General features: G+C 64.0%; 16 protein-coding genes. 9 read left to right on the top strand and 7 right to left on the bottom strand.

The annotated features are described in order from the left end of the window. Positions 1-215: 215 nt before the first annotated feature. Positions 216-2,012, bottom strand: coding sequence for an aminodeoxychorismate synthase component I (pabB, locus tag G7048_RS16240; RefSeq protein WP_166069140.1), 1,797 nt, complete (start codon positions 2,010-2,012; stop codon positions 216-218). Between the two features lie 127 nt (positions 2,013-2,139). Between pabB and panB the strand changes: the two genes are divergently transcribed. The 7 genes from panB to G7048_RS16205 all read left to right on the top strand — a co-directional run bounded on the left by panB (position 2,140) and on the right by G7048_RS16205 (position 16,106). Continuing rightward, on the top strand, positions 2,140-3,048 hold the full coding sequence (panB, locus tag G7048_RS16235) for a 3-methyl-2-oxobutanoate hydroxymethyltransferase (RefSeq protein ID WP_166069139.1): 909 nt from the start codon (positions 2,140-2,142) through the stop codon (positions 3,046-3,048). Positions 3,049-3,606: 558 nt separating this feature from the next. Continuing rightward, positions 3,607-10,071 carry a hypothetical protein gene (locus G7048_RS16230; RefSeq protein ID WP_166069138.1) on the top strand — a complete coding sequence of 2,155 codons (6,465 nt, stop codon included), beginning with the start codon at positions 3,607-3,609 and terminating at the stop codon, positions 10,069-10,071. 8 nt (positions 10,072-10,079) lie between these two features. Further along, the gene (locus tag G7048_RS16225) at positions 10,080-10,649 is read left to right on the top strand and encodes a hypothetical protein (protein ID WP_166069137.1); all 570 of its coding nucleotides are present in this window, start codon (positions 10,080-10,082) and stop codon (positions 10,647-10,649) included. A gap of 1 nt (position 10,650) precedes the next feature. Beyond that, positions 10,651-12,516: a YncE family protein gene (locus tag G7048_RS16220; protein WP_166069136.1), complete on the top strand. Its 1,866-nt coding sequence runs from the start codon at positions 10,651-10,653 to the stop codon at positions 12,514-12,516. After that, positions 12,513-13,124, top strand: coding sequence for an SCO family protein (locus G7048_RS16215; protein ID WP_166069135.1), 612 nt, complete (start codon positions 12,513-12,515; stop codon positions 13,122-13,124). Before G7048_RS16220 ends, G7048_RS16215 begins: the two co-directional genes overlap by 4 nt. A 22-nt stretch (positions 13,125-13,146) precedes the next feature. Then, the gene (locus G7048_RS16210; protein ID WP_166069134.1) at positions 13,147-14,511 is read left to right on the top strand and encodes a c-type cytochrome; all 1,365 of its coding nucleotides are present in this window, start codon (positions 13,147-13,149) and stop codon (positions 14,509-14,511) included. Further along, the gene (locus G7048_RS16205) at positions 14,508-16,106 is read left to right on the top strand and encodes a hypothetical protein (protein WP_166069133.1); all 1,599 of its coding nucleotides are present in this window, start codon (positions 14,508-14,510) and stop codon (positions 16,104-16,106) included. The genes G7048_RS16210 and G7048_RS16205 overlap by 4 nt, the downstream gene beginning before the upstream one ends. Positions 16,107-16,164: 58 nt before the next feature. Here G7048_RS16205 and G7048_RS16200 read toward each other — a convergent pair whose 3' ends face one another. Next, the gene (locus G7048_RS16200; protein ID WP_166069132.1) at positions 16,165-17,409 is read right to left on the bottom strand and encodes an IPTL-CTERM sorting domain-containing protein; all 1,245 of its coding nucleotides are present in this window, start codon (positions 17,407-17,409) and stop codon (positions 16,165-16,167) included. Between the two features lie 638 nt (positions 17,410-18,047). Here G7048_RS16200 and panC point away from each other — a divergent pair. Continuing rightward, complete coding sequence (gene panC / locus G7048_RS16195; RefSeq protein ID WP_166069131.1) at positions 18,048-18,899, top strand: pantoate--beta-alanine ligase; 852 nt, start codon at positions 18,048-18,050, stop codon at positions 18,897-18,899. A gap of 37 nt (positions 18,900-18,936) precedes the next feature. Here panC and G7048_RS16190 read toward each other — a convergent pair whose 3' ends face one another. Both G7048_RS16190 and G7048_RS16185 read right to left on the bottom strand, forming a co-directional pair. After that, positions 18,937-19,458, bottom strand: coding sequence for a DUF2867 domain-containing protein (locus G7048_RS16190; RefSeq protein WP_166069130.1), 522 nt, complete (start codon positions 19,456-19,458; stop codon positions 18,937-18,939). Between the two features lie 65 nt (positions 19,459-19,523). Beyond that, positions 19,524-20,450, bottom strand: coding sequence for a LysR family transcriptional regulator (locus tag G7048_RS16185; RefSeq protein ID WP_166069129.1), 927 nt, complete (start codon positions 20,448-20,450; stop codon positions 19,524-19,526). Between the two features lie 174 nt (positions 20,451-20,624). On the opposite strand from G7048_RS16185, the gene lysA reads away from it, so the two are divergent. Continuing rightward, positions 20,625-21,875, top strand: a complete 1,251-nt coding sequence (lysA, locus tag G7048_RS16180) for a diaminopimelate decarboxylase (protein WP_166069128.1) — start codon at positions 20,625-20,627, stop codon at positions 21,873-21,875. A gap of 9 nt (positions 21,876-21,884) precedes the next feature. Here lysA and G7048_RS16175 read toward each other — a convergent pair whose 3' ends face one another. The 3 genes from G7048_RS16175 to secB all read right to left on the bottom strand — a co-directional run bounded on the left by G7048_RS16175 (position 21,885) and on the right by secB (position 24,538). Then, positions 21,885-22,763 carry a tyrosine-protein phosphatase gene (locus G7048_RS16175; protein ID WP_166069127.1) on the bottom strand — a complete coding sequence of 293 codons (879 nt, stop codon included), beginning with the start codon at positions 22,761-22,763 and terminating at the stop codon, positions 21,885-21,887. A 183-nt stretch (positions 22,764-22,946) separates the two neighbouring features. Then, entirely contained in the window at positions 22,947-23,960 is a 1,014-nt protein-coding gene (locus G7048_RS16170) for an NAD(P)H-dependent glycerol-3-phosphate dehydrogenase (protein WP_166069126.1), read from the bottom strand. 128 nt (positions 23,961-24,088) lie between these two features. After that, entirely contained in the window at positions 24,089-24,538 is a 450-nt protein-coding gene (gene secB, locus G7048_RS16165) for a protein-export chaperone SecB (protein ID WP_166069125.1), read from the bottom strand. Between the last annotated feature and the right edge of the window lie 80 nt (positions 24,539-24,618).

The raw sequence follows: 24,618 nt of genomic DNA, 5'->3' as shown, positions 1-24,618 counted from the left end.
GTGCGAGCAGAGCGCCGACTTTGTATTGGTCTTGGTTTCCGCTTGCTGGAGCGGACCTGCGAAGCGAAGTGGGCCGTCGAGTTGGTAGCCACAACGGCAAGACAGCCCCTCAGGCTAGGCGTGAAGCCGCAGACAGTATGCCGATACGGCAAGGCTTCCACAACGACGCATGAGGGGCTGTATTGCCGCCCCCGCACGAGCGACAAACCGAACGCTCAACGAACAACAACCACATCCAGCCAGCCGCGAAGGCTGTTGAGGAAGGCCCATGTGCGGACTTTGCTTATGTCTCGCACATGCAGCACTTCTTCTTGCATGCGGCCAGACTCGATGGCCAGCGCGCGGCCCACGCCGGGCAGCAGGCCGCATGACAACGGCGGCGTGATCCAGCGGCCATCGTCGTCCATCTGCATGGCGATGTTGCCGCGCGTGCATTCGGTGATTTCGCCCGCTTCGTTCCACAGAATCACGTCGAACACGCCGCTGTCGATGGCCGGTTCAAACGCCGCGTAATGCGCGCGGCGCGTGGTCTTGTGGCGCACAAAGTCGCTGTGCGCTGCGGTGAATGCGCGATCGGCCAAGGCCAGCTTCACGGGCTGCTGCGTTGCGCTGAAAGCAAACGCTTGTGCTTCGAAAACGCCGTTTTCGCCAAGCAGAAAACGCACGCGCCAAGTGCCTTGTGCATGGGCTTCGCGCAGCGCGTTCAGCGATTGCTCGATCTGCGCTTCGGGCCAATCGAAATGGAAATGCGCAGCCGACGCACGCATGCGCGCAAGGTGTTTGTCGAGATGCCTGAAACGGCCTTGCTCCAACGCCAAGGTTTCCAGCACTTGCAGTGGCGGCAAGGCGCGGTCGATGAAGGCGCGTTTGTGTTTCCACTCCTGCCATTCGTCCGCCGCATTCGCACTAGACGTGATGCCGCTGCCGATGCCGCATTGCACCTGATCGCCGCGCACGGTGAGCGTGCGAATCGGCACGTTGAACGTGGCATGCAGACTGCCCGGCACATCCCCTGGCCGCACGATGCCCAGCGCGCCGCAGTACACGCCACGCGGTGCGGATTCGAGTTCGGCGATCAGGCGCATCGCCTGTACCTTGGGCGCGCCCGTGATCGATCCGCATGGGAACAACGCCGCGAACACGTCCACCAGGCGCGTGCCTTCGCGCGTGCGCGCAGTCACGTCGGATGTCATCTGCCACACCGTCGGCAAGGCTTCCACATGAAAAAGACGCGGCACCTTCACGCTGTGCGGCGTGGCGATGCGCGAGACATCGTTGCGCAGCAGGTCGACGATCATCACGTTCTCTGCGCGCTCCTTGGGGGATGTGCGCAGGTGATTCGCAAGCGCCTCGTCTTCTTCCTGCGTTGCACCACGCGCGGCGGTGCCCTTCATCGGGCGCGTCAGCAACTGCTCGCCATTCCAATCGAAAAACAGCTCGGGCGAGAGGCTCAGAATCTGCTCGCCATTCCAATCCATGCACGCCACATACCCATCGGGTTGCGATGCGCGCAAGGCATCGAACAGCGCTCGGGACGAGCCGAACAATTCGCCATGCAGCGGCGCGGTGTAATTGATCTGATAACACTCGCCCGCCGCAATCGCTGCGTGAATGCGCGCGATGTCGGCCTCGAACGCAGGGCGTGCCTGCTCGGAATGCGGGCCGGGTTTCCAGTGAATGTGCGCAAGCTGTTGGTTGGCCTCGGCATCATCGGAATCGGCGCTCACGGGCGCATCGAATTCGGCAAACCATGCGAGCGGCAATCCGCTGCTCGGAATGCGCGTGGAAAAAGCGGTGTCAAAAGCGACGTCAAAAGCGGCCGCCGCTTCATACGCCAGCCCGCCTACACACCAGCGACCGGCGCGCGCGGCCTGATCGACCGCCTCCAGAACGCCGCGCACTTCATCGATCGCATGCGCCTGCCACACCCGCAACGGCGTTCCAAAGCGCCAACGCAGGCGCGTTGCGGTGGGGTCGTGCGGGTTCGGAAAGTCGATCTGTGTGGCGAGCATGGGGCGCAAATTATTCCATGCAGCAGCGGATCGACGCCGCGCAGTCGCCCATGTCCTTGCTCTTTGGCGCGGTTCCGGCGAGTCTTATAGACTTCGCCCAATTTCCAAAAAGTACGGAGGCACTTCCATGAGCACCAGCAACACGCCCGCACCCGCGTCCACGGCGACGTCCACGACCGGAACCCCCTACGGCACGATTCCGCCCGCCTCCCCCATGCCGCAGCGCAAACCCATCAGCCTGCCGCGTCTGGCGCAGATGCGCGAAGCGGGCGAGAAAATCACCATGATCACCGCCTACGACGCCACCTACGCGGCCGTGGCCGATGCGGCGGGCATCGAGTGCATTCTGGTGGGCGATTCGCTGGGCATGGTCTGCCAGGGCCTGCACAGCACCGTGGGCGTGTCGCTGGACCACATGGCCTATCACACCGAATGCGTGGCGCGTGGCCTGCACCGTGCGCAGGCCACGGCCTGGCTGATCAGCGATCTGCCCTACGGCAGCTATGCCGAAAACAAGGAGCAAGCCATGCGCAGCGCCAGCCGACTGATGCAGGCGGGCGCACACATGATCAAGCTCGAAGGAGGTGGCTGGACCGCGCCCGTGGTGCAGTTTCTGGTCGAGCGCGGCGTGCCGGTGTGCGCGCATCTGGGCCTCACGCCGCAGACCGTGCACGCACTGGGCGGCTACCGCGTTCAGGGCCGTGACGATGTGGCCGCCGCCACGCTGCGCCGTCAGGCCGCCGAGCTGCAGGACGCGGGCGCATCGATGCTGGTGCTGGAGATGGTGCCCGCCGAACTCTCGCGCAGCCTCACGCAGGCGCTGCCGCACTGCCACACCATCGGCATCGGCGCGGGCAGCGGCACCGCAGGCCAGGTGCTGGTGATGCACGACATGCTGGGCGTGAACCTCGGCAAGAACCCGAAGTTCGTGCACAACTTCATGCAGGACGCGGGCTCGGTGCGCGGTGCTATCGAGGCTTATGTGCGAGCGGTCAAATCCGGGGAATTTCCGAACGATCAAGTTCACGCTTGGTAAGCAATCGCAAGAGTCGTGAATCCGGCAGGGGACCTCCAAACCCCTTGCTTCAATTTGGAATTGGTTAACAATTCCAATCGTCGCGCTCGTTACAACAGTCTGACGCTCTCATGTTACGGTTCCTTCGATACAAACGAAGTGAGCGCTCAGGCACTTTCGCCATGTTCGCCGACCAATGGCAGACATCCGCGCAACGCGCACCGGACTTGCCCGCTCGCCAGGTTTGACTCCGTAGGTTGCGTGCCAATGAATTAGAAATCCGCGCACCGATGTGCCCTTCTTCCATGGAGAGAAGAACTGGCACGGACGTGGAGACAGCGTCGCAGCGCCACCGCTGCGACCAGCACGCAGGCTTGGCGGGGATAGCTCCTGTACCGCAAGCCGCGCAAGACGACTCCCGGTACATGACCACGGTGACGTAGCCTGGCTACTCAATGACCCGCCCAGCGGCCATGCACGCCTGCATGCTGGCATGCCTTGCCGCGCCCGAATGCTTCGCACGCGAGGGAGAACATGATGCGATTCAGTCGTTCCACGGGAGTCGGAGAGCACACGCGCATGCCATTTTCATGGCCATCCGCATGGTCACGTGCGCTGCGGATGCTGGTCATTGCCTGTGCTGCGGCGACCGCATCCTGCACTGCGCCGACGACATCGCCATCCATGCCGGAGCCGCAGCCTCAGACAACGGAACCACTTCCTCCCCAGGCCTCCACGCAGTGCCGCGCAGGCAACACCATCCGCGCCGAAATCGTCGCGCTCGAACAGGCTTATGTGCTCAATCGCTTTGGCGCCTTTGTTCCTGCAGGAATGATGTATGCGCTCAAACGCGATGTGGTGGCGCTGGACTCCAGCAAGGCGATCGGTCCCGGCAACGCCCGACTGCGCGACGACAAGCGCCCTCGCCCTCTGGTGCTGCGCGTGCACGAGGGCGGCTGCCTGGAGGTGACGCTGCACAACTGGCTCTCGCCCGAGTGGGAAGAAGAAGGCGGCAAGCCGCCGGACCCCACCGTGCCGCTGAACGGCCAACGCGTGGCCGCAGCCCCTGCGCATTTGATGGACCCGATCGGCAGTCCTTCGTCACGCCAGCTCAAGCCGCTGTCCAAAGTCAGCGTTGACGCGCCACGCACGCGCAGTGCATCGTTCTTCATCTCGGGCCTGGAAGTGGAGCAGCCACGCAACTGCCCGGTGAATGCGGTGTGCGGGGGCGACGGCACCTACGTGGGCCTGCCCGAACGGCAAGGCATCTTCTTTCATCACAACACATCGAATGAGGTGAAAGGCCGCTACCGCAGCGGCTCGGTCATCCAGCCTGGCCAGACCTCCGTCACCTTGTGGGCCGCGCGCCATGAAGGCAGCTTTTTTGCGCATTCCACCGCAGCACCGATCGGCGGCGAAGGCGACGGCGGACAGATCGGTCTGGGCCTGTTTGCAGCGGTGAATGTGGAGCCGCCGCAATCGAGCTGGTATCGCTCGCAGATCAGCGAAGACGCCATGAAAAGCGTGGCCACGCAAGCCAATGGAAGCAACGCGCACCCCTACGAGAGAGTCGACTACGAGCGGCTTTCGATGGTCAGGGACGGCGAGATCGTGCACAGCGACATCAACGCCATCATCGTGCGCAGCCCCAGGCAGCAAAAGCGCTGCGAGGAGCGCATGAAGGACACGCTGGTCGACGGCCAGCGCTGCGAGCCGGCGTTCCGCGAATTCACCGTGGTGCTGCATGACGAGGTGCATGCGGTGCAGGCCTTCCCCGAACTGGAGGATGAGGACAACCCGCTGCACTACATCAAGGACGGCATGGGCATCAACTACGGCGTGTCGAGCATGGGCTCGACCGCCTATGCCGCACAGCCGCAACGCGGTGTGGGGCCCGCTGCGAAATGCCCGGAATGCCGCGCCGAAGAGTTCTTTCTTTCGTCCTGGGCCAATGGCGATCCGGCGCTAGTGCTGAAGTGGGACAGCGAGGGCAAGCACCCCACTGGCGCGCGTTATCCGGATGATCCATCCAACGTGCACCACAGCTATCTGGGCGACCCGGTGGTGTTCCGCAACCTGCATGCAGGGCCGAAGGAGACCCATGTCTTTCACCTGCACGCGCACCAGTGGGTGATGGATGCAAGCGACCCCAATTCGACCTATCTCGATTCGCAGACCATCTCGCCAGGCGCGACCTTCAGCTACGGCATCGAATTCGGCGGATCGGGCAATCGCAACCTGACCGTGGGCGACTCGATCTTCCACTGCCACCTCTATCCGCATTTCGCGCAGGGCATGTGGGAGCTCTGGCGCGTGCACGATGCGTTCGAGAACGGCTTGCATCGCGGCACCTTCGATCCGAAAAAGCCCGTGAGCGCACAGAACAACCCGCAAAGCCGCAGCCTGCCCGATGCGGAAGTGACGTCGGGCATCGAGACCCCGGCGCTCGTTCCGCTGCCCGGCATTGCGCTCGCGCCCATGCCGAGCGCGGCGTTTCGCGGCTACCCGTTCTACGTGGCGGGATCGCCCGGCCATCGGCCACCGCAGCCCGTGCTCGACATGGACGTGAACGATCCCGGCTACACCAACTACGCGCAAGCCCCCGATGCAAACAAAGTGGTGGACGGCGGCCTACCGCGCCATGTGGTCAAGCGCGGCGAGGTCTCGATGCTCTGGCGCGAGAGACCCGGAACGCCGGGCTACCGCAAGCTGCTGAATGCAGCCAAGGCCAAAGGTGGAGAGGCCGCGCAGGTCATCGCAGCGAAGGTCGCGCGCGAGTTTCCCACCGCATTCGAAGCGCTCGCGGGCGAATGGAAGACGCTTGAAATCGACGTGCTGCCGCATGAAGGCACTCCGGCCGAAAAAGCAGCCATGCAATTCCATGAAGGCCAACTCGCGCAAGCCGGATCGCTTGCCGAGGGTGGTCTGCAACCTGCCCCGATGACAACGCAGCCGCGCCCTTCCTGGTGGACCTTCGGCAACGGCTACCGCACGGCGTTCTCGGCCACCACAGCGGGCATGCCTGCGCCGCAGGGCGAGCCGCTGTTCCGCGTGAATGGCCGTGGCCGCGCGCCCGGTGCGCCATTCGCCAACCCCTGCCCGATCAACGCGCCAGTGCGCGACTACCGCGCGGCCTTCATACAGACCGAAATCACCGTCAACCGCCACGGCTGGTTCGACCCGCAAGGCCGCATCGTGATTCTGGAAGACGACATCAAGGACGTGATCAACGCGAACAACCGCACGAAGATGCCCGAGCCGCTGTTCTTTCGCGCCAACTCGGGCGACTGCATCCATTTCAAATCGTCCAACTTTGTGCCGAGCGCGCTCAACGCCGACGACTTCCAGATCTACACCCCCACCGACACCATCGGCCAGCACATCCATCTGGTGAAGTTCGACGTCACCTCATCCGACGGCTCGGGCAACGGCTTCAACTACGAAGACGGCGCGTACAGCCCCGACGAAGTGCGCGAGCGCATCATGGCGATCAACCACACTGCCGGACGCAGGCTGCTTGCGCCCAAGCCACATCCGCTGTTCCAACCCGGTGGCGCGATACATGCCAACGCCGCGCGCGACCCACAGCTCGCCGCCAAGGGCCTGTGCCCACCGCAAGGCGCGAACGAAGGCGACCACGCCTACCTCGAACGCCTGAACAAACACCACCCCTACTGCGGCGCGCAGCGCACCACGCAGCGCTGGTGGGCCGACCCGATTCTGGTGCGCAACGGCCCGCTCGCAGGCAAGGACAACACACTGCGCACCGTGTTCACGCACGACCACTTCGGGCCCAGTTCGCACCAGCAGCATGGCCTGTATGCAGCGCTGGTGATCGAGCCCGCCAACTCCGTCTGGCGCGCCGAACTGCCCGCCGACCCGGCCCAACGCCAAAGCGTGCTGAACACCTGCGCGGCCGTGGCGGGCGCGAACGTGAACGACGTACAAGCGCTGGATGCGGGCATTCGCGCATCCTTCGCGCAACGCCAGCGCGTGGCGGCGCTCGGCGCACAGGCCACCGATCAGGATCGCGCCATCCAAGCGCAGGCCGATGCCTGTTTGACTGCAGCAGTCATCGGCGGCGCGGACCTGAGCGCCCCACCCTCTCCCACAGGTGGCTTGGGCGACGAGCAGATCGCCATGCTGCAGCCACGCCCACCGCTGCGCCACCCGCAGCGCAAGGACGGCGGGCCGACCGCGACACGCGCGACCATCGTCTCGCCCACTTGCCTGAACGAACCGGGCAGCAGCCCCTATCAGGTCGGCAACGACGTGAACTGCACCAGCGGCGAAGCACACCAGACACGCCGCGAATTCGGACTCGCGTTTGCCGACTTCGCCATGGTCTACAACCTCGCGCTCGAACCCATCAACACCGAGCTGCCACGCGACGTGTCGATGCGCCGTTTCGGCGAACGGCAGGTCGCGGTGAACCCTGCCCGCCCGCTGGTGATCGCCAGCGAAGACCCCGGCACGCAACTCGTCAACTACCGCAACGAACCGCTCGCGCTGCGCATTGCCGATGTGCACTGGAACCCGTCGCTGGGCGGATTTGACTATTCAGAGACCTCCAAGCGCGCCGACGGCAGCACCTGCCAGGTGGGCGACAGCGACTGTCTGCGCGACATGGCCAATGGCTTTTCCAGCGCCGTGCATGCCAGGCGCGACCGCGATCTCGCCACGCGCAGCTATGTGAAATGGATTGCGCAAAACAGCAACCGGCGTGCGCCGCAGACCGAGGTCGATCTGGTCTCGCCCACGCTGCGCGCCATGCAGTCCACCGCACAGCAAAAGGCGCGCCTGCGCTCCGTCGTCCAACAGGCCGAGCAATGGCGGCAGGATTTCAACTGCTCGCTCTACGCATCCAACCAATGGAGCCCCGGTGGCACTGCGCCGAACTTTGCGTTCGAGGCGCGCAGCGATGAGGAATTCCGCCGCTTCTGCGCCGCGCGCGTCACGGCCACGCGCCCCGCCCTGCATGTGGGCGAATCCTGGCGCGCGTTCGGAGACGTGGCCACACCGATTCTGGCCAGCCACGAGGGCGATCCGGTGCAGATCCGCCTGGTTCAAGGATCGCAGGAAGCGCAGCACATCTTCACGATGAACGGCACCAAGTGGCTGCGCATGCCGGACTCCGACAACTCGGGCTACACCAACGCCCAGCCCATCGGCATTTCCGAGCATTTCGAGTTCGACGTGCGCATTCCCCACTTCAATCTGCCGCAGGCCGACTATCTGTATTTCGGCTCGTCCGTCGACCAGTTGTGGGACGGCATGTGGGGCACGCTGCGCGCGTACTGCGATCCATCGCAGGGGCGCAATTGCGGGCTTGCCAACACCGCCGATCAGGTCGCCCGGCGCATCGCACGCGTGCCGCGCGCCACGGCGACGGCGACGGCGACGCCCGAACTGCTCGAAGCGCAACTCGCCGCATGCACCAGTGGCCGAAGCGCTGGCGAATCGATGGATGTGAAGAGCTTCGACGTGAGCGTCGCCAAAGTCTGCGAGTTGATGGGCAACTGCGGCTCGGCCACAGCCGGTCTGGAATACAGCCGCCGATTCGGCATCCGCGACCCGCATGCCGTGGTCTACGTGCTCAACCGCGAGAGCAAGACCTGCCAGCGCGACGCCAGCAAGCTCACCGACATGGGCTGTTTTGACGGTGCCGATCCCGCACAGCCGCAGCCCGCAACGCACAGCGCCATCTGGGCGCAATTGCAGAACCAGTTCCGCAACCAGCAGCGCACCGTCGAACCGCTGGTGCTGCGCGCCGCCGCAGGCCAGTGCATCACAGTGAAGCTGCGCAACCACCTCGCGCCCGCCGTGCCGCGCAGCAGCCCGCTCACCGAGGCCGAGGCGTACTACAACTTTCTGCCGATGATCACCGATGGCTTCAACCTCAACCAGTTCACCATGTCGAGCACGGTGGGCCTGTCCGCACCACGCGTGGCGCAGAACCCGGTGCACGCAGACGGATCGAACGTGAGCTGGAACGGCGCGCTGCTGGCCGCCGAATCGCCGGTCGCCACATCGCTCACGCAGACACCCGGCTCGCTCGTTCCCGCGTGCCGCAACGACGCCGAGCGCGAGGCTGACCGGTGCAGCCGCACGCTGGTCTGGTCGGCGCGCGATCTGCAGCGCGTGAACGATGGCAGTGGCCCGCGCGTTGCCAGTCAGCCCGTCGAATTCGGTGGCCTGCCGCTGCGCAGCTTTGGCGATGTGGTCAAGCACGCAGTGCATGGGCTTGCGGGGGCACTCGTCATCGGCCCCGAGGGTTCGCGCGTGTGCGACGACGATCAGCGCAACTTCCCCGGCGGCACCTCGCGCACCGTCTGCACAGCAGATGGCAATCGTTATGGCGACCATGTGCTGCTCAAGCAAGATGCCGTGAGCGCCGTGCGCGGCGGCTTTCCCGTGCCGGATCTGAAGGGTGCGGAAGAGCCCGACGACTACGGCGTCAAGGCCATCAACTTCAAGACAGAACCGCTGTGGGCACGCACCGTCGGCAGCCCGTCGGTGGACTTCGGAGACCGCAACGAGAACTTCGATCTGACCGCGGTGCTGAGTTCCGCAAAGCAAGGCACGCAATGCGAAGCGGGCATGCCACCGAACGGCAACGGGCCGCTCGCCTGCGACCCTGAAACGCCGGTGATCAACGCCAAGGCCGGCACGCCCATGCGCCTGCATTTCGTGCATGCCGGCGGCCACACGCGCCAGCAAGGCCTCACCGTGGCCGGGCATGGCTTCCGACCCAATCCATGGAATCAGCAATCGCGCGTTTTCGACCCTGCACGTTGCGACGTTTCAAGCGGCCCGTTGCCCTCAGGCTGCATGCTCTGGCAAGGCATCTACAACGGCTTTGGTCCGATGATGGGCGTGACGCTGGGCATGGTCGCAGGTGGCAAGGCCGCACTGCCCAAGGACTACCTGCTGCGCGATCAGGCGAGCTTCCTTTTCGATGGCGGCGCATGGGGAATCCTGCGCGTGCACGCGCCATCGGGTGACCCCACTTCGCACTCCGCTTCCGACTCCATCAAACCCTGAGGACTGCCATGGCCAACGCAATGTTTCCCACCGATTTCAACAACAGCAACCTCATCGGCTGGCTGCGAAGCGGCGACATTCCGCCCATGCCGATCCGTCTGGCCGCTGGTGCCTATGCGCACAGCAGCGGCCAGTGCGCAGTCACCGTGAACTCGCCGGTTTCAGGACAGGTGATTCAGTCTTCGGTCTGCTCACCGGCGGGCGGGCTCGATGTGAATCTCGAACGGCGCACGCCGCTGTTGATGATCACCTCGCCCGACTCCGGCGCGCTCACGCTCAGCTTCACATCGGGCGTGCGCAGCGTCGGCCTGTTCGCGGCCATGCTGGCGCCGGTCGGCACCGACTACGAAGCCACGCTCGGCATTCGCTTGCAGGGCAACAACGGGTTCGACGACATGCCGCCCGTTGCGGGCGTGACCGATCACGTCTGCCTGCCCGGAGATTTCACCACCGCCGCGTTTCTCAGCGCTGGCGTGGATGCTGACGAGCGCATCGATGCCATTCGCATCCGCATCGCCAGCAACGGCGGCCCCGTGGGCAAGCTGGCCATCGGCTGGATCTACCACTGGATGCATTGAGATGCGCAAACCGTCCCACCTCCTGCGATGGCTGCTGCCGGTGGCGGCCGCGCTCTATGCATGCTCGCCCATCCGGATGGCGCGCGCCGAGGGCGAAGGCGCGGTGCAGGTGCAGGCGCAGCTCAAGCCCCTGCCCGCCGATGGATTGGCAACGCTCGAACTCACGCTGCGCGACGAAGCCACAGGCCAGCCTGTTTCGCTGCCTGCGCGCCGATTGGCTGCCTGGCTGCAAAAGCCGCTGCCGACCTTGTCCGAAGGCGAACTGGCATGCCGCGACAAGGTGCGCATGCTCGCATCACCGGGATTGGGGCGACGCGCGGCCGTGGACTTCAACATCCACCGCCTGCTCGCAGTGAACACGGACAACACGCTCACCTTCATCAACCCGTTTCTGCGCCTCAATCAGGCCAAGCTCGAAGATGTGCTGACCCTGCCCGGCACGCCCGTCGCCGTGCTGCAACGCGCCGATGTGCACGAGGTGTGGCTGGCGCTGCCCGAAGTCGATCAGGTGCTGGTGGTGGACACCGACGCACGGCGCGTGCGGCGCAGCTACAAGTTGGCAAACGGCGCGCGCCCGGTTGCGCTGGCAGAGGCTGGCGGCGCCATCTGGGTGGCGCAGGCCGGTCGTGACGAGTGGCTGCGCATCGCCAACGCGCAAAGCGATCCCGAGCGCATTGCCGCGCCGCGCGTGCAGGCCTGGCTGTTGCCCGATCAGGCCAGCGAACCGCTGGGCTTGGGGGTGGATGGCATCGTGCGCGTCCCTGCACAGATCGGGCAAGGCGCACAGATCGCACAGGTCGCCCCGACTGGCCGCCTGCTGCACGCCGTCTGGAGCCCTCTGGCGCAGCGCGCACTGGCCGCGCCCGCCGCTGGCGGGCTGGTGTGGCTGGATGCGCGAGGGACTGCGCAGCAGCACATCGACACCACCAGCGCGGTTCAACGCATTGCACTTTTCGACGAAGGCCGCCACGCGCTCGCCACAACCGCCACGGATGTGCTCGTCATCGACGTCGCCACGACGCGCGTGCTGCAGCAGTTGCCGCTGGAGTCCGCCATCACCGACATCGCCTTCAGCGGCAGTTTCGCCTATCTGCACAGCGCCGTCGCATCACGCGCCATGCTGTTGTCGTTGGCCGATCTGCGAAACGGCAAGGCCAAGCCGGTGCAGGTAGCGGTGGGTGCGCAACCGCGCGATGCCGCGCCCAGCCTTGCGCCGGGCAGCGGCGCACATCGATTGCAACGCCTGCCCGATGGCGCGGGCATGTATGTCGCCAGCCCCCACGACGGCCAGATCTACCAATACACCGAAGGCATGATGGCGCCCATCGGCAGCTTCTCGAACTACCGCCGCAGCCCGCTCGCGCTGTTGTTGCTCGACGATGGTTTGCAGTCGCTGGGCGAGGGCCGCTACCGCGCAACGTTGCGCGCGCCACGCAGCGGCAACTACGAGCTGGTGGTGAGCGGCGTGCAGCCGCGTTTTGCGGAATGCGTTGCGCTCGAAGTGCCGGTGATCGGCACGCAGAACCAAAGCGCCGTCGTTGCTGCCGCTGCGCAGGTGCGCGCGCGTCTGCTGCAGGTAAAGACCGATGGCGAGGGTTGGCTGGTGCGCGCGGCGCTCTCGGTGGGCGAAGGCGACAAGGCACAGCCGCTGGCCGATGTGCGCGATCTGCAATTGCTGGTGTTCGACAAACGCAGCGGCTGGCAAACCCGCCGCACCATGCGCTTTGCGGGCGACGGCATCTACGAAGCGCGCATCGCGCAGCCCCCCGGCCAGACCAGCATCGATCTGCTGGTGAGCAGCGCCTCGCACGATTTGCCGTTTCATGCAGGAGCGCTCGGCTCGCATGTGCTGGGAGGTTTGCCATGATCTCCGGACGCCGCAGTCTGCTCGCGGGCGCAGCCGCTGGTGCCGCCGTTTCCGCGCTGTGCTGGCCACGCGTTCTGTGTGCGCGCACCACGGCAACGCCCCACTGGAACGCGCAAGCCCCGCGCGTGCCCGATGTAACGCTGCTCGACCATCGTGGCGATCCCGTTGCCTTGCGCCCGTTGCTTGCACGCGGGCCGGTTGCCGTGAACTTTTTCTATACGGGCTGCAGCAGCTTCTGCCCACCTCAGACCGCCATTTTTCGGCAGTTGCAAGATATGCTGCAAGCGCAGGATTCGGCACAGCAGACGACGCTGGTTTCGCTGTCCATCGATCCGCTGGGCGATTCGCCGCAAGCCGTCTCGCGCTTTGCCGAACGCCACGAAGCACGCATCGGCGCAGAGGCCCGTTGGTGGATGTTGACCGGCAACGCGGCGCACACACGCGACATCGACGAGGTGCTGCGCGCGTTTGGCGCGCATGCCGCATCATTGGCCGACCATCCCGCGCAGATCTGGGTGGGCCACGCGGGCAAGTCGCGTTGGCTGCGGTCGCTGGGCCTGGCCAGCGCCAACGACATTCTTCAATGGCTGCGCGCCGCCGCAGCCTGAAACGCAAACGGTGCCAGCCATCATGTCGCCGCACAGTGCCCTGACTCTGCTGCTCGCCGCGGCCACCGGGCTGGCTGCGCTGCAGATGCCTTGCTCAGCACGCGCCAGCGAGCCATTGCCCCCATGGACGCCAGCAGCAGAACAAGGCCGCGCGCTCTTTTACGGCACGCGCCCATTCACGCAGCCAGCGACGGTCTCCGGCGCGCCCATGCCCGCCTCGGCCGTGGCCTGCGTGCAGTGCCATGGTCCGCTGGGCGAAGGCTCGCGCGAGGCCAACGTGGCAGCGCCCGACATTCGATGGGCGGCAGGAAAAACAAGTCGTCTGAACCTTGCGAATGCGTTGCGCGATGGACGAGATGCGACAGGCCGCCCACTCCACCCCGCCATGCCGCGATACGCGCTGACCCACGATGAAGTAGCCGCGCTCGACGCCTTCTGGCCATGGCTTGGCAATGCAGCGCAACCCCAGAGCGGCATCTCGTCGAACGAGCTGCGACTGGGCGTTGCGCTCGAAGGGATCGCACATGCAGACGCACGCGCGCAAGTGATGGCGGGCGTGCAAAGCGTGCTCGATCAAACCAATGCCGCAGGCGGCGTGCATGGTCGGCAACTGCGACTGCTGCCATCGGATCGCGGTTTGCCAAGCGATGTGTTTGCGCTGGTGGCCAGCGCGCTGCTTCCGGCACAGCAAAAACTGCTGCGCGACCAGCGTCTTCCCAGCATCGCCACACTCGATGTTCAGGCGCGCAACGCCGACCCTTCCGGCTGGCAATGGCCGCTGCTTCCCAGTCTTGAGCAGCAGGCCCGCATCGCCATGGAGCAATTGCAGAACGCACCGGCCGATTGCATCCGATGGACCTTCGATCCACGCGGTTTGAGCATCTCTTCTGAAACGCAGCGCACGCCCAAATGGCCTGCGGGAACCCGCTTGTGCGTCGCCGCATTCGCACCGGCAGCGGAGGTCGATTCTCTGCGCTCGCGCTGGCGTGAGGCAGGCATCACGTTGAAGCAGTTGATCGAACTCTCGGGCATGCGCGCCAAGCCGCTCGAAGCACCCGAACTCGATCACCGGCTGATCCTCTTTGTCCCGCTGGCGGTCGCCGACCACGCCGAGCGGCAAGGTCAATCGCTCTGGTTCGTGCTCGGCCAAGCCGCGGCCCGCACCGCAGTGGAAGCGTTGGCACGCAGCGGCCGCAACGTGGTGCCGGAGTCGCTGCTCGCGCAAGCCCGTTCGCTCACCGGATACGCGCCACTGCCCGGCGCGCCGCTGGCGTTCAGCCGCAGTCAGGCGCATGGCTGGCAGCCCGAGCCGTTCGTCTCCAGACCGCCCGCATCGCCCGCATCCTCGCCATTTTCCGAACTGCGCTCACGAAAGGAGCTGCCATGAAAGTCCGCACCATCCTCTGCTTTGCACTGCTGTGGCTTGGACTGGTGTCCGTCGCGCAGGCGCAGCCCGTGCAGCCGCCGACGGGCTTTGCCATCATCGGCCACATCGAGCGCTTCACGCTCGATCAGCCCGCAAGCCGCACATCGGCAGCCACCTTGCGCGTGCGCGGGGTGGACGTGCGCCTTCCGCAGAATCTGGTGATCACCATGCCGGGCGGCTACCTCACCGCGCAGCAACTCTTCAAGGGCCGCGACCTGCGGTCCACGATCAACGCCAACCGCAGCGGCCTGGCGCTGCAGGACCTGCGCCCCGCCGATCTCGCCTGCCCTGTCACTCCCGAATTCGCGGGCAGACAATGCCCGTTGCCGCCAGCCGAAGTCGAGGTCATGGGCAACATCGTCAACGGTGTCTACCTCGCGGGCTCGGTGCGCATCTCGCAGGGCGCATTGCATCTGGGTGGCGGCTTCATCCGCAGCTTTGGCGCAGATGGCAGCATCGTCGTCGGCTCCGAGCCCGGCACCGGCAACAACGCCGCATCCGCGCGCCTCAAACTCAACGATCCGGAAGGCATCTACGGCCGCACGCAGACCACACAGGATCAGCGCTTTGCGCTCGACCCCGGCAACTCGCCCGTGCATGCGCGCACCGGCTTTCCCGTATGCATTCCGCGCGGACCGAGCGATGCGCTGTGCCCCTCCGGCAACCGGCCTTCGGACGCTGCTGTCAAGCGCTTTACCTGTGGGGAAATTCCCGTTCAAAGCGGCACCGGAAGAATCGGTGCCGTGGCGCTCCTGGGCTGCAAACCGCATCTGCCAGCCCCGTTGCGCGAGGGCGATTTCGTCAACTATGTCGGTCGGCTCGACAAGGACGCGCAGGGCTATTTCGTGTCGCTGCACGGACTGGAGGCCGAGCTTGGCATCTACACCTCGCCGGGCGTGGAGCCGGCCTACGTGTTCATCGAAGAAGCGCTCGAAGGCACGGTGGGCGAGCGCTATGCCGATCTGCCGCAGGAAGAGACGTCGCGCTTCAAACTCATCGGCTTCACCACCGATCCATCGCGCAGCGTGACCGTCGACATCTTCGATGACGACATCGACAGCAGCGCCCTTCCGCCCACCGCCGCACCCGCACGCCTTGCCACACGACTGGTGCCCACCACTGGCGCGCAACTGGGCCGCTTCAAGATGATCTGGTCCGCCAAGGAAGACGCCCGCGTCGTGCGCCGTGCGGTGCGCGTCACGCTCTCGCCCGGAAGCAGCGGCGGCGCACAATTTGCCCCCGGCACCAACTCGGTCGAGCTCGGCCTGCCCGGCGCGAGCCGACGCGGCGGCTACGCCTACGGTTCATACGAAGCCCCCATCAGCGAATACATCGGCCCCGAGGCCACCGCCTTCGGCATCAAGGGCTACCAGCCGCCCGTGCCATTCGAGAACTTCTGCTTTCTGCGCCGCGTGAACCAGCTCGAAACCATGGAGCCACATCCCACCAACGCCAGTCAATGGATCAACGTGAACGCAGGCCCGCTCAACCCCTCGCCCGCAGCGCGCGCGCAATCTCAGGCGACGAGTTCGGGGCAGCGGGTTTGCGGGGACTGAGGCGACTGAGACAACTAAGGCGGGCTCCAGCCGCATGCAAGCTGGAGCCCAAAGTCCATCACGAACGATGCCGTTCGCTCGAACGCCTCGTGAGCATGAACATGCCACTCAGCCCTGCCAGCAGGCTCAGCGCCATCAGCGCCCATTGGCCCAGTGTCGGGATCGGTGCCGCGGCACTGATGGTGGGCTCCTTGGGCGGAACCACCACCGGTGTCACGTTGGTGAGATTGAAGCTGGCTGGCGCTGCCAGTCCAGGCGCTGCGGCGGTCACCGCATAGGCACCCGCCGTCGCATTAGCCGTTGCCGTGACTGTGGCTGTTCCGGTCACATCCGTGAAAACAGTCATCGTGCTCAACGTGGCCGACGCGCCGGATGCCGGCACGGTGAAGGTGATCGGCACGCAGGGCAATGGCGCTCCGGATGTGTCTTGCGCCACCACGGTCAACGACGTGGCAAAACCGGTGCTCACATTGGTGTTCTGCCCGTTGCCGGTCTGTGCAGCAACGGCGGCGAGCTGGCCATATCCGATGCTGCTCCATTGCGCCGTGTAGTCGCTGCCAAAGTTGTAGGCCTGCATCATCATGCGACTGAACTGGGTGGTCGGGCCCAGCGTGGCAACGTCGGCATGCGTCAGATCGCTTTGCGTGTAGGCCAGCGCTCCATTGATGTAGCTCTTGAGTTCTGTGCCCGTGAACGCGATGCACATGTCGCTCCACTGGTCATATTTGACCGGGATGGCGCTGAGTTCCTGCCAGCCGGTTTGCGTGTCCCAGACACGGTATCGCCCCGTACCACCTGCTGTGGTGGGACTGGCCACGTCCGCATTGGAAAATCCGAGGATCGGGAAGTGGTCGCAGCCCGCAGCCGTGCAGGTGTCTCCGCCGGTGGCCGGTGCAGCAGTTCCCCACATGTCGGTGCGGCGGTTGGCAGCAATGCCGCTTGACGTGGTCCAACTGGTCGGGATGAAAAGGCTTCCGTAGATCACCGAATAGCCCCCCGCGCTCATCGCCATTCCACGGCCTTGGGTGTTGTAGAAAGCGGTGTTGTATGCGGCGGGCCGATTGGCCAAGGAATCCGCCTGCGCGACACCCAGATTGAGCACCCCACTGCGACCCGCCACTGTTCCACCGGCAGCGAAAACGGCCGGGGCATATCGGTCCACCGTCCATGTCCCAGCCGTTGTGCCAGTGGGATAGGACGCATCCACCAGCCCGGCAACGGCAAATCCTGCCCCACTCACACCCGCAACAGTCACCGCACATCGCACAGCCGTACTCAAAGCACTTCGTTTCAGATTGAACATAGAGCAGCCTCCCACTGCATATATTGATTTTTCATTCCCCGTTCAAAGCGATTTCTCGTGCACCCCGAAAATCCCCACCTGCACGACCATCATTTCAATCGGTTCCAATTCAATATATCAAACAAAAGGAAACAAAGTTAATTTTTCAATACACAAATCGAGATATTTCAGAAAAATCCCAATACAGCCAAAATACCGACCCACTATTCAATATCATTCAAATTCAAATACATGCATAACTCTCAAATATTCACAAAACGGGCATTTCTCAAATAACACATCGACAGAAATACACACCAAAACTCCACCACATTTCATTCACTTAATTCACGCAATCGTGGTGTCGAATAATCATTATTCAAAAATCAAAAAAATTATCGAAAAATGAACAACGTGGACAAATCTGGTGTCGATTACCAGAAAGCACCTCTTCGCGCAACGTCGCTTCATTTCACAGGTCAGGCAAATTTCGAGCGGCTTCGCGAACGGGCCAAACACCGCAAGATGTTCGAAGGGGCCTGACGTCGCACAGCGGTCCGGGCTCAGATACTCCCCATTTCCCGCCGGATACTTGCCCCCACGCATCCTGCCGATTCAGTAGACTTCGCGGCAGCACAGCCTTCTCGCTTTTCACCGTCATGCAAATCACCCACTCCATCCCCGAACTTCGCGCCGCTCTGGCCCAACGTGGCAAGCCTGCCTTTGTGCCGACCATGGGCAATCTGCATGACGGCCATCTCTCGCTCGTTCGCATCGCCAAGCAGCATGGGGATGTGACCGTGGCCAGCATCTTCGTGAACCGCCTGCAGTTTCTGCCGCACGAGGACTTCGACAGCTATCCACGCACCTGGGATGCCGACTGCGAAAAGCTGCAATCGCAGGGCTGCGACATTCTTTTCGCGCCGCGTGAAAAGGATCTGTACCCCGAGCCTCAACTGTTCAAGATCCAGCCCGATCCAGCGCTCGCCGACATTCTGGAAGGTGCGTTCCGTCCCGGCTTCTTCACGGGCGTGTGCACCGTGGTGATGAAGCTGTTCTCCAGCGTGTTCGCCACCACGGGCGGTGGTACGGCGGTGTTCGGCATGAAGGACTACCAGCAACTCATGGTGATTCGCCGCATGGTGCAGCAATTTGCGCTGCCCATCGACGTCATCGCGGGCAACACCGCGCGCGCGGACGACGGCCTCGCGCTCAGTTCGCGCAATGGTTATCTGAACACCGACGAACGCCACCGCGCGATGGCGCTGTCGCAAGCCCTCAAGACCTTGGCCGACGCCGCGCGCAAAGGCGATGCACCGCTCGCCGCACTCGAAGCGCAGGCCATGGATGCCCTGCGCGCCCAAGGCTGGCAGCCGGACTACCTCACGGTGCGCAACCGCAGTGATTTGCTGGCACCCGCCGACGCATCCTTACAGGCCAGCGCGCCGCTGGTGGCGCTGGGCGCGGCTCGCATCGGCAATACGCGGTTGATCGACAACCTGGAGTTTTAAAAAGCCAGCCTGGCGCACGGCGCACACAGCTTGTGCATCATCTGACTGCCTGCAACCGCGCAAGCATTGCGGGTGCTATGAGGCGGTGAGCAGGAGCCACCACCAACATGTACGCCTTGCCCAACGCATTGCGTACATGCACGACCGTGGTGATGACCACGCGCATGCCGTCCACCGTATCACTTCTGTGGACGGACACCTTCACCTCAAGGTGCCGATCGCTGTCTCCCAGCACCACTTCCGCATTCCGCAACTCCAGCAGGCTGAAGATGCCGATGCGCTGCCCCAAGGCATAGTTGTTTGCATCAACAGCCGCATCGACCTCACTCAGTGCGCCAAGGTCCTTCAAGCCAAAAAAGGCATTTCCCAGCTTGTTGCGCATACGCATGGCCGCATCAATCCATGCAGGCGTGCGAGAGACTGTATCGAGATAAAGTTGCAACGCACTGCGGCCATCTCGCTGCAGGTCAAGCGCATAACTGTCGTGATACCAAGCCGTGTCCAGACTGGAACAAAGCAGGCTGGAGGTTGGCGCGGCACATTTGAAAACCTTGGGCATTTGCCATCCTTTCTCGCCGAAATGTGCACCATGCCACAAAACAGCGGAAACAAACGATGGTCACTTCAACGCGCCGACTTGGCCTCGCCCTTCAACGCATCCAGCAGCCAGTCCACACCACTCACCGCAGGCCGATGCAGCGGCAGCAGCGCATGCACCTGGAAGGGAATCGAGAAGGTCAGCGGCCGCACCACCAATTGATCGCCCGCACAGGCTCGCGCGGTCAGCGGATTCACGATCGCGACGCCGAGTCCATGCTGCACCATGGCGCAGACAGCAATGGCGCTGTGTGTTTCCAGCAGCATCTGCCGCTGCACTTTCGCTTTCGCAAAATGCGCGTCGATCTGCTGACGATAAGGATCATCACGCGCGAGGCTGATGAAGGACTCTCCTGCGAAATCGGCGGGCTTGAGTTTGGGCTTCCTGGCGAGCGGGTGCTTCGCGGGCAAGACGGCCACTTCGTCCTGCGCTGGCAAGGCCACCGCGCGTGTTCCGGGAGGCGCATCCGCCTGCTCGGTAAGGCCCAGATCAAAGCGCTGGGCAGACATCCACTCCTGCAGCAGCGGGCCATCCTGCGTCGCCACACTCACCGCGAGCGGGCCATGCTTTCCCTTTTGCAATCGGGCGAGCGCACCGGGCAGCAGCGCATGACTCAGCGCGGGCATGCTGAGCACGCTGATCTGGGTTTGGCTGGGTTGGCTGAGTGCAATCGCATGATCGATCACGTGATCGAGCCCCTGCCAACTGCGCTGCACCTCATCCCAGAGCGACAGCGCTCTTGCTGTGGCGCGCAGGCGGCCCTGCACGCGCTCGAACAGGGAATAGCCGAGCAGTGTTTCCAGTCTGGCCAGTTCGCGGCTGACCGTGGGTTGAGAGGTGTAGAGCAAGCGGGCTGCGCCGCTGACGCCGCCTGCGAGCATCACGGCGCGGAAGATTTCTATGTGGCGGTGGGTGATGCGTGGTGGGGGTGGTGCATCTGCGATGCTGGGCATTTTGTGTTCCTGCCTGGATGGGTGGATTTTTTTTCTGCTGGCCGGGTCTCGCCCCGGGCAGCCGCACTCAACAACCAGACCATATCAAAAACGAATAACAACAACAAATCAAAGTATTCGACCAAATATCAAAGAACAACGATCATCCCACTATCCCAAGGATAGAAAAACACCATGTCCAACCCATTCACCCCCACCCTCCTCTGGCAACTGGCCGACGAATACGGCACCCCTCTGTGGGTGTACGACGCCGAAACCATCCGCTCGCGCATCGCGCAGCTCAAGAGCTTCGACACGATCCGCTTCGCCCAGAAGGCCTGCTCCAACATCCACATACTGCAACTCATGCGCGAGCAAGGCGTGAAGGTGGATTCGGTTTCGCGCGGGGAAATCCTGCGTGCGCTGGCCGCTGGTTTCAAGGCGGGCTTTGGCGAGCCCAGCGACATCGTTTTCACGGCCGATGTGATGGATGAAGCGACCCTTGCCACCGTGGTCGAGCACAAGGTGCCGGTGAATGCGGGCTCGATCGACATGCTGCACCAGTTGGCCAAGGCGTCGCCCGGTCACCATGTGTGGCTGCGCATCAACCCCGGTTTCGGGCATGGTCACAGCAACAAGACCAACACGGGTGGCGAGCACAGCAAGCATGGCATCTGGCACAGCGATCTGCTGGCGGCGCTGGAGGCCATCAAGGCGGGCGGGCTGGTGCTGGCCGGGCTGCACATGCACATCGGCTCGGGTGTGGATTACGGGCACCTGCAGGAAGTCTGCGGCGCGATGGTCAAGCTGGTGCAGGCGGCCAAGGACGCGGGGCATGATTTGCACGCGATCTCGGCGGGTGGCGGGTTGTCGATTCCGTATCGCAAGGGCGATGCGACCATCGACACCGCGCACTACCACGGCCTGTGGGACGCCGCGCGCAAGCAGGCCGAGGCCATCGTCGGCCACTCGCTGGGCCTTGAAATCGAACCTGGCCGCTTCCTCGTGGCCGAGTCCGGCGTGCTGCTGGGCACCGTGCGCGCGACCAAGAACGCGGGCAGCAATCACTTCGTGCTGGTGGACACCGGCTTCAACGAGCTGATGCGTCCTGCGATGTATGGCAGCTTCCATGCGATGCAGGTGTTGCGCCGCGATGGCAAGGAACTGCCAGCGCAGCCCAGCGTGGTGGCGGGTCCGCTGTGCGAATCAGGCGACGTGTTCACGCAGGGCGATAGCGGCGTGGTGCTGCCGCGCGAACTGGCGGGTGCGGGCATCGGCGATCTGCTGGTGATCAACGACACGGGCGCTTACGGCGCTTCGATGTCGAGCAACTACAACACGCGTCCGCTGGCAGCCGAAGTGCTGGTCGAGGCGAATGGCAAGGCGCGCCTGATCCGCCGTCGCCAGACCGTGGAAGAACTGCTGGCGCTGGAACTGGGCCTCTGATCCAATCGATCAGGCAGACACCAGCAGCTTGGCGCGCAGACGCTGTTGCACGTCCGCGCTGAGCCGCAAACCGTCGTTGATGAAACGCTGCACGGAGCCATGTCGCGAGGCGGCTTCGTGCATGGCGGCTTGCAGATAGCTGGCCTGCACCTTGGTAGGGGCGGTCTCCGCGTCGGCTTCGTGCGTCAGGCGGTCGTTGCTGAGCAGATAGTCCCGCATGATCACATCCTGCGGCAAGTCCACGATGGTGTGCAGCAAGGCTGTGATCCAGCCGGTCAGATCGCTGCCCTGTGTGCAGTGAAAGACTTGCGCACCATCGACCAACGCCATCTGCTCCAGCAGAAAAACGGTGCGCGTGCGCATGCTCTGGTCGGACACGAAAAAGCGCATGCGATCTTCCATGGCCTTGGGCGACACCGTGGGTTCGAAAAGTGGGCTGGATGACGACGCTGTCTTCTGGAACAGCGGCACGTACTCCACGCCTTGCGGCACGCGATCCGGATGGCTTAGACGCAGCTCCTGTGGTCGCAGGTCGTAGACCACATCCACACCGAGCGTCCGCAGGCGGCGTGCATCGGCATCGTCCGCGCTGATCCAGCCCGAGCGGTACAGCGTTCTGGTGCGCAGCACCACGCCTTGCTGGTTGCGGTAGGGCTCCTGCTCATTCACACCGGCCACATCCCGAAAATTGTGGATGGATGGCAAATGCAGCAGCGGCACCTGCATGGTCGGCAGCGTGTCGTGACTGGTGGTCTGCTGATCGCGGCAGGAAACCAGCGCCGTGAAAGCCATGGGCGGCACCAGCCCCAAGCCGATGAGGCCCAGAACGCTGCGACGATAAATGCGCGCATCTCGCGCGAACAGAAAGTTATTTTGCTTGCTACTCAATCGAAAATCCTCCGTCAACCGCGACTATTGGGTGTCGCTTGGCTGGGGGCGGAGAATCCACTGAAGCGCGCTTTCCGGCAAGTCAATTCAGCCTATGTTTTGACGAAAGCCGATTGAAGCCCCAGAAAGGCATTTGTTGACAACTGCGGACGCACCATCGGCATCGCCGCAGATCGCAAGCACTCACTCCCCGCGAGGATCGCGCGTCATCAACGTTTGAACCGCATCACCGATGGGCAACTCGCCATCGAGCAGGCCAACCACGGTTTCGGTGATCGGCATTTCCACGTCGAGCAGCCGCGCGCGCGCCAGCACCGTGCGCGCGCTGTAGACACCTTCGGCCACATGGCCGAGCGACTGCACGGCTTGCTCCAGTGACATTCCCTTGGCAAGCAGCAGGCCGACCTTGCGGTTGCGCGACAGGTCACCGGTCGCGGTGAGTACCAGATCGCCCAGTCCCGACAGCCCCATGAACGTCTCCGCGCGCGCGCCGAGCGCCATGCCCAGACGCGTCATCTCGGCAAGTCCGCGCGTGATCAATGCCGCGCGGGCGTTCAGGCCGAGCTGCAGGCCGTCGCACAGACCCGTGGCAATCGCGAGCACGTTCTTGACCGCTCCGCCGACTTCCACGCCGACGATGTCGCTGTTGGCATAGACGCGCATGGCCCCGCTGTGGAAGGCGGTCACCAGCAGGTCGGACACGTCGGCATGCGCGCTTGCGGCCACCAAGGCCGTGGGTTGGTGGCGCACCACTTCATCGGCAAAACTGGGGCCGCTGAGCACGCCGCTGCGCAGCTTGGGCGCGACTTGCCGGCAGACCTCATGCGCCATCAGGCCGACCGAGCCCGCAGCGGCATTGGCGGGCACCGCTTCGAAGCCCTTGCAGAGCCAGACCACCGGCACTTTCACATCGGCCAGCTGCACCAGCCATTCACGCAAGGCGGCCATGGGCGTGCCGAGCACGATCAGGTCGGCGTCGGCCACATGAGGCGCGACATCGCCGCTCACGACCTGCAGCGATTCAGGGAAGGTGCCGCCCTTGAGATAGCGCGTGTTGGCGCGCTCGGCTTGCATCTGCTGCGCCTGCGCAGCGTCGCGCGCCCAGAGTGTGACCGAGTGGCTGTTGGCCGCATTGCCCGCAGCGCTCATGGAGATCGCCGTGCCCCAGGCCCCGGCTCCGATGACGAAAATCTTCATGACGGCAAGAATAACAAGAGTTCCGTGGCAGTTCGGCGAAGAAACCACGGCTCAGAAAGAACAAATCCCCGCGCCGACCGAAGCCGTTCGCGGGGATGAGCTGGCTGGAAGCCGTTCAGCGCAATGAATTACTGAGCGACAGCATTGCCTTGAGCGGCAGCTTGTTGCTGCTCGTACATGGCCTGGAAGTTGATTTCAGCCAGGTGCACAGGCGGGAAGCCAGCGCGGGTGATCACGTCTGCCACGTTGCCGCGCAGGTAGGGGTACACGATCTGTGGGCAAGCGATGCCGACGATGGCGCCCATCTGGTCTTCTGGGATGTTGCGGATTTCGAAGATGCCGGCTTGCTTGGCTTCGACCAGGAACACGGTCTTGTCCTTGATCTTGGTCTGCACGGTGGCGGTCACGGCGATTTCGAAAATGCCTTCAGCGACGGGATTGGCTTCCACGCCGAGCTGGATGTCCACATTGGGTTGCTCTTGTTCCAGCAGGATGGCCGGAGAGTTGGGTTGCTCCAGGGACAGGTCCTTCAGATAAACGCGTTGAATCTGGAACACTGGGGTGTCTTCGGTCGCCATGAGATTGGATCTTTCAGTCTGAACAAGCTCGCCCGAAAACAACTCCGGGCGGAATCGAGCATTATGCAATGTGCGGGGGC

Source organism: Diaphorobacter sp. HDW4B, from assembly GCF_011305535.1.
Lineage (GTDB): Bacteria > Pseudomonadota > Gammaproteobacteria > Burkholderiales > Burkholderiaceae_C > Diaphorobacter_A.
The sequence above is the reverse complement of the archived record's forward strand: the minus strand, read 5'-3'. Positions and strand labels throughout refer to the sequence as shown.

Coding starts and splice junctions, on each gene's coding strand:
- panC (WP_166069131.1), top strand. CDS start 18,048: ATGCAAATCACCCACTCCATCCCCGAACTTCGCGCCGCTCTGGCCCAA.
- G7048_RS16170 (WP_166069126.1), bottom strand. CDS start 23,960: ATGAAGATTTTCGTCATCGGAGCCGGGGCCTGGGGCACGGCGATCTCC.
- G7048_RS16225 (WP_166069137.1), top strand. CDS start 10,080: ATGGCCAACGCAATGTTTCCCACCGATTTCAACAACAGCAACCTCATC.
- secB (WP_166069125.1), bottom strand. CDS start 24,538: ATGGCGACCGAAGACACCCCAGTGTTCCAGATTCAACGCGTTTATCTG.
- G7048_RS16230 (WP_166069138.1), top strand. CDS start 3,607: ATGCCATTTTCATGGCCATCCGCATGGTCACGTGCGCTGCGGATGCTG.
- G7048_RS16220 (WP_166069136.1), top strand. CDS start 10,651: ATGCGCAAACCGTCCCACCTCCTGCGATGGCTGCTGCCGGTGGCGGCC.
- G7048_RS16215 (WP_166069135.1), top strand. CDS start 12,513: ATGATCTCCGGACGCCGCAGTCTGCTCGCGGGCGCAGCCGCTGGTGCC.
- G7048_RS16205 (WP_166069133.1), top strand. CDS start 14,508: ATGAAAGTCCGCACCATCCTCTGCTTTGCACTGCTGTGGCTTGGACTG.
- pabB (WP_166069140.1), bottom strand. CDS start 2,012: ATGCTCGCCACACAGATCGACTTTCCGAACCCGCACGACCCCACCGCA.
- G7048_RS16185 (WP_166069129.1), bottom strand. CDS start 20,450: ATGCCCAGCATCGCAGATGCACCACCCCCACCACGCATCACCCACCGC.
- G7048_RS16190 (WP_166069130.1), bottom strand. CDS start 19,458: ATGCCCAAGGTTTTCAAATGTGCCGCGCCAACCTCCAGCCTGCTTTGT.
- G7048_RS16200 (WP_166069132.1), bottom strand. CDS start 17,409: ATGTTCAATCTGAAACGAAGTGCTTTGAGTACGGCTGTGCGATGTGCG.
- G7048_RS16210 (WP_166069134.1), top strand. CDS start 13,147: ATGTCGCCGCACAGTGCCCTGACTCTGCTGCTCGCCGCGGCCACCGGG.
- panB (WP_166069139.1), top strand. CDS start 2,140: ATGAGCACCAGCAACACGCCCGCACCCGCGTCCACGGCGACGTCCACG.
- lysA (WP_166069128.1), top strand. CDS start 20,625: ATGTCCAACCCATTCACCCCCACCCTCCTCTGGCAACTGGCCGACGAA.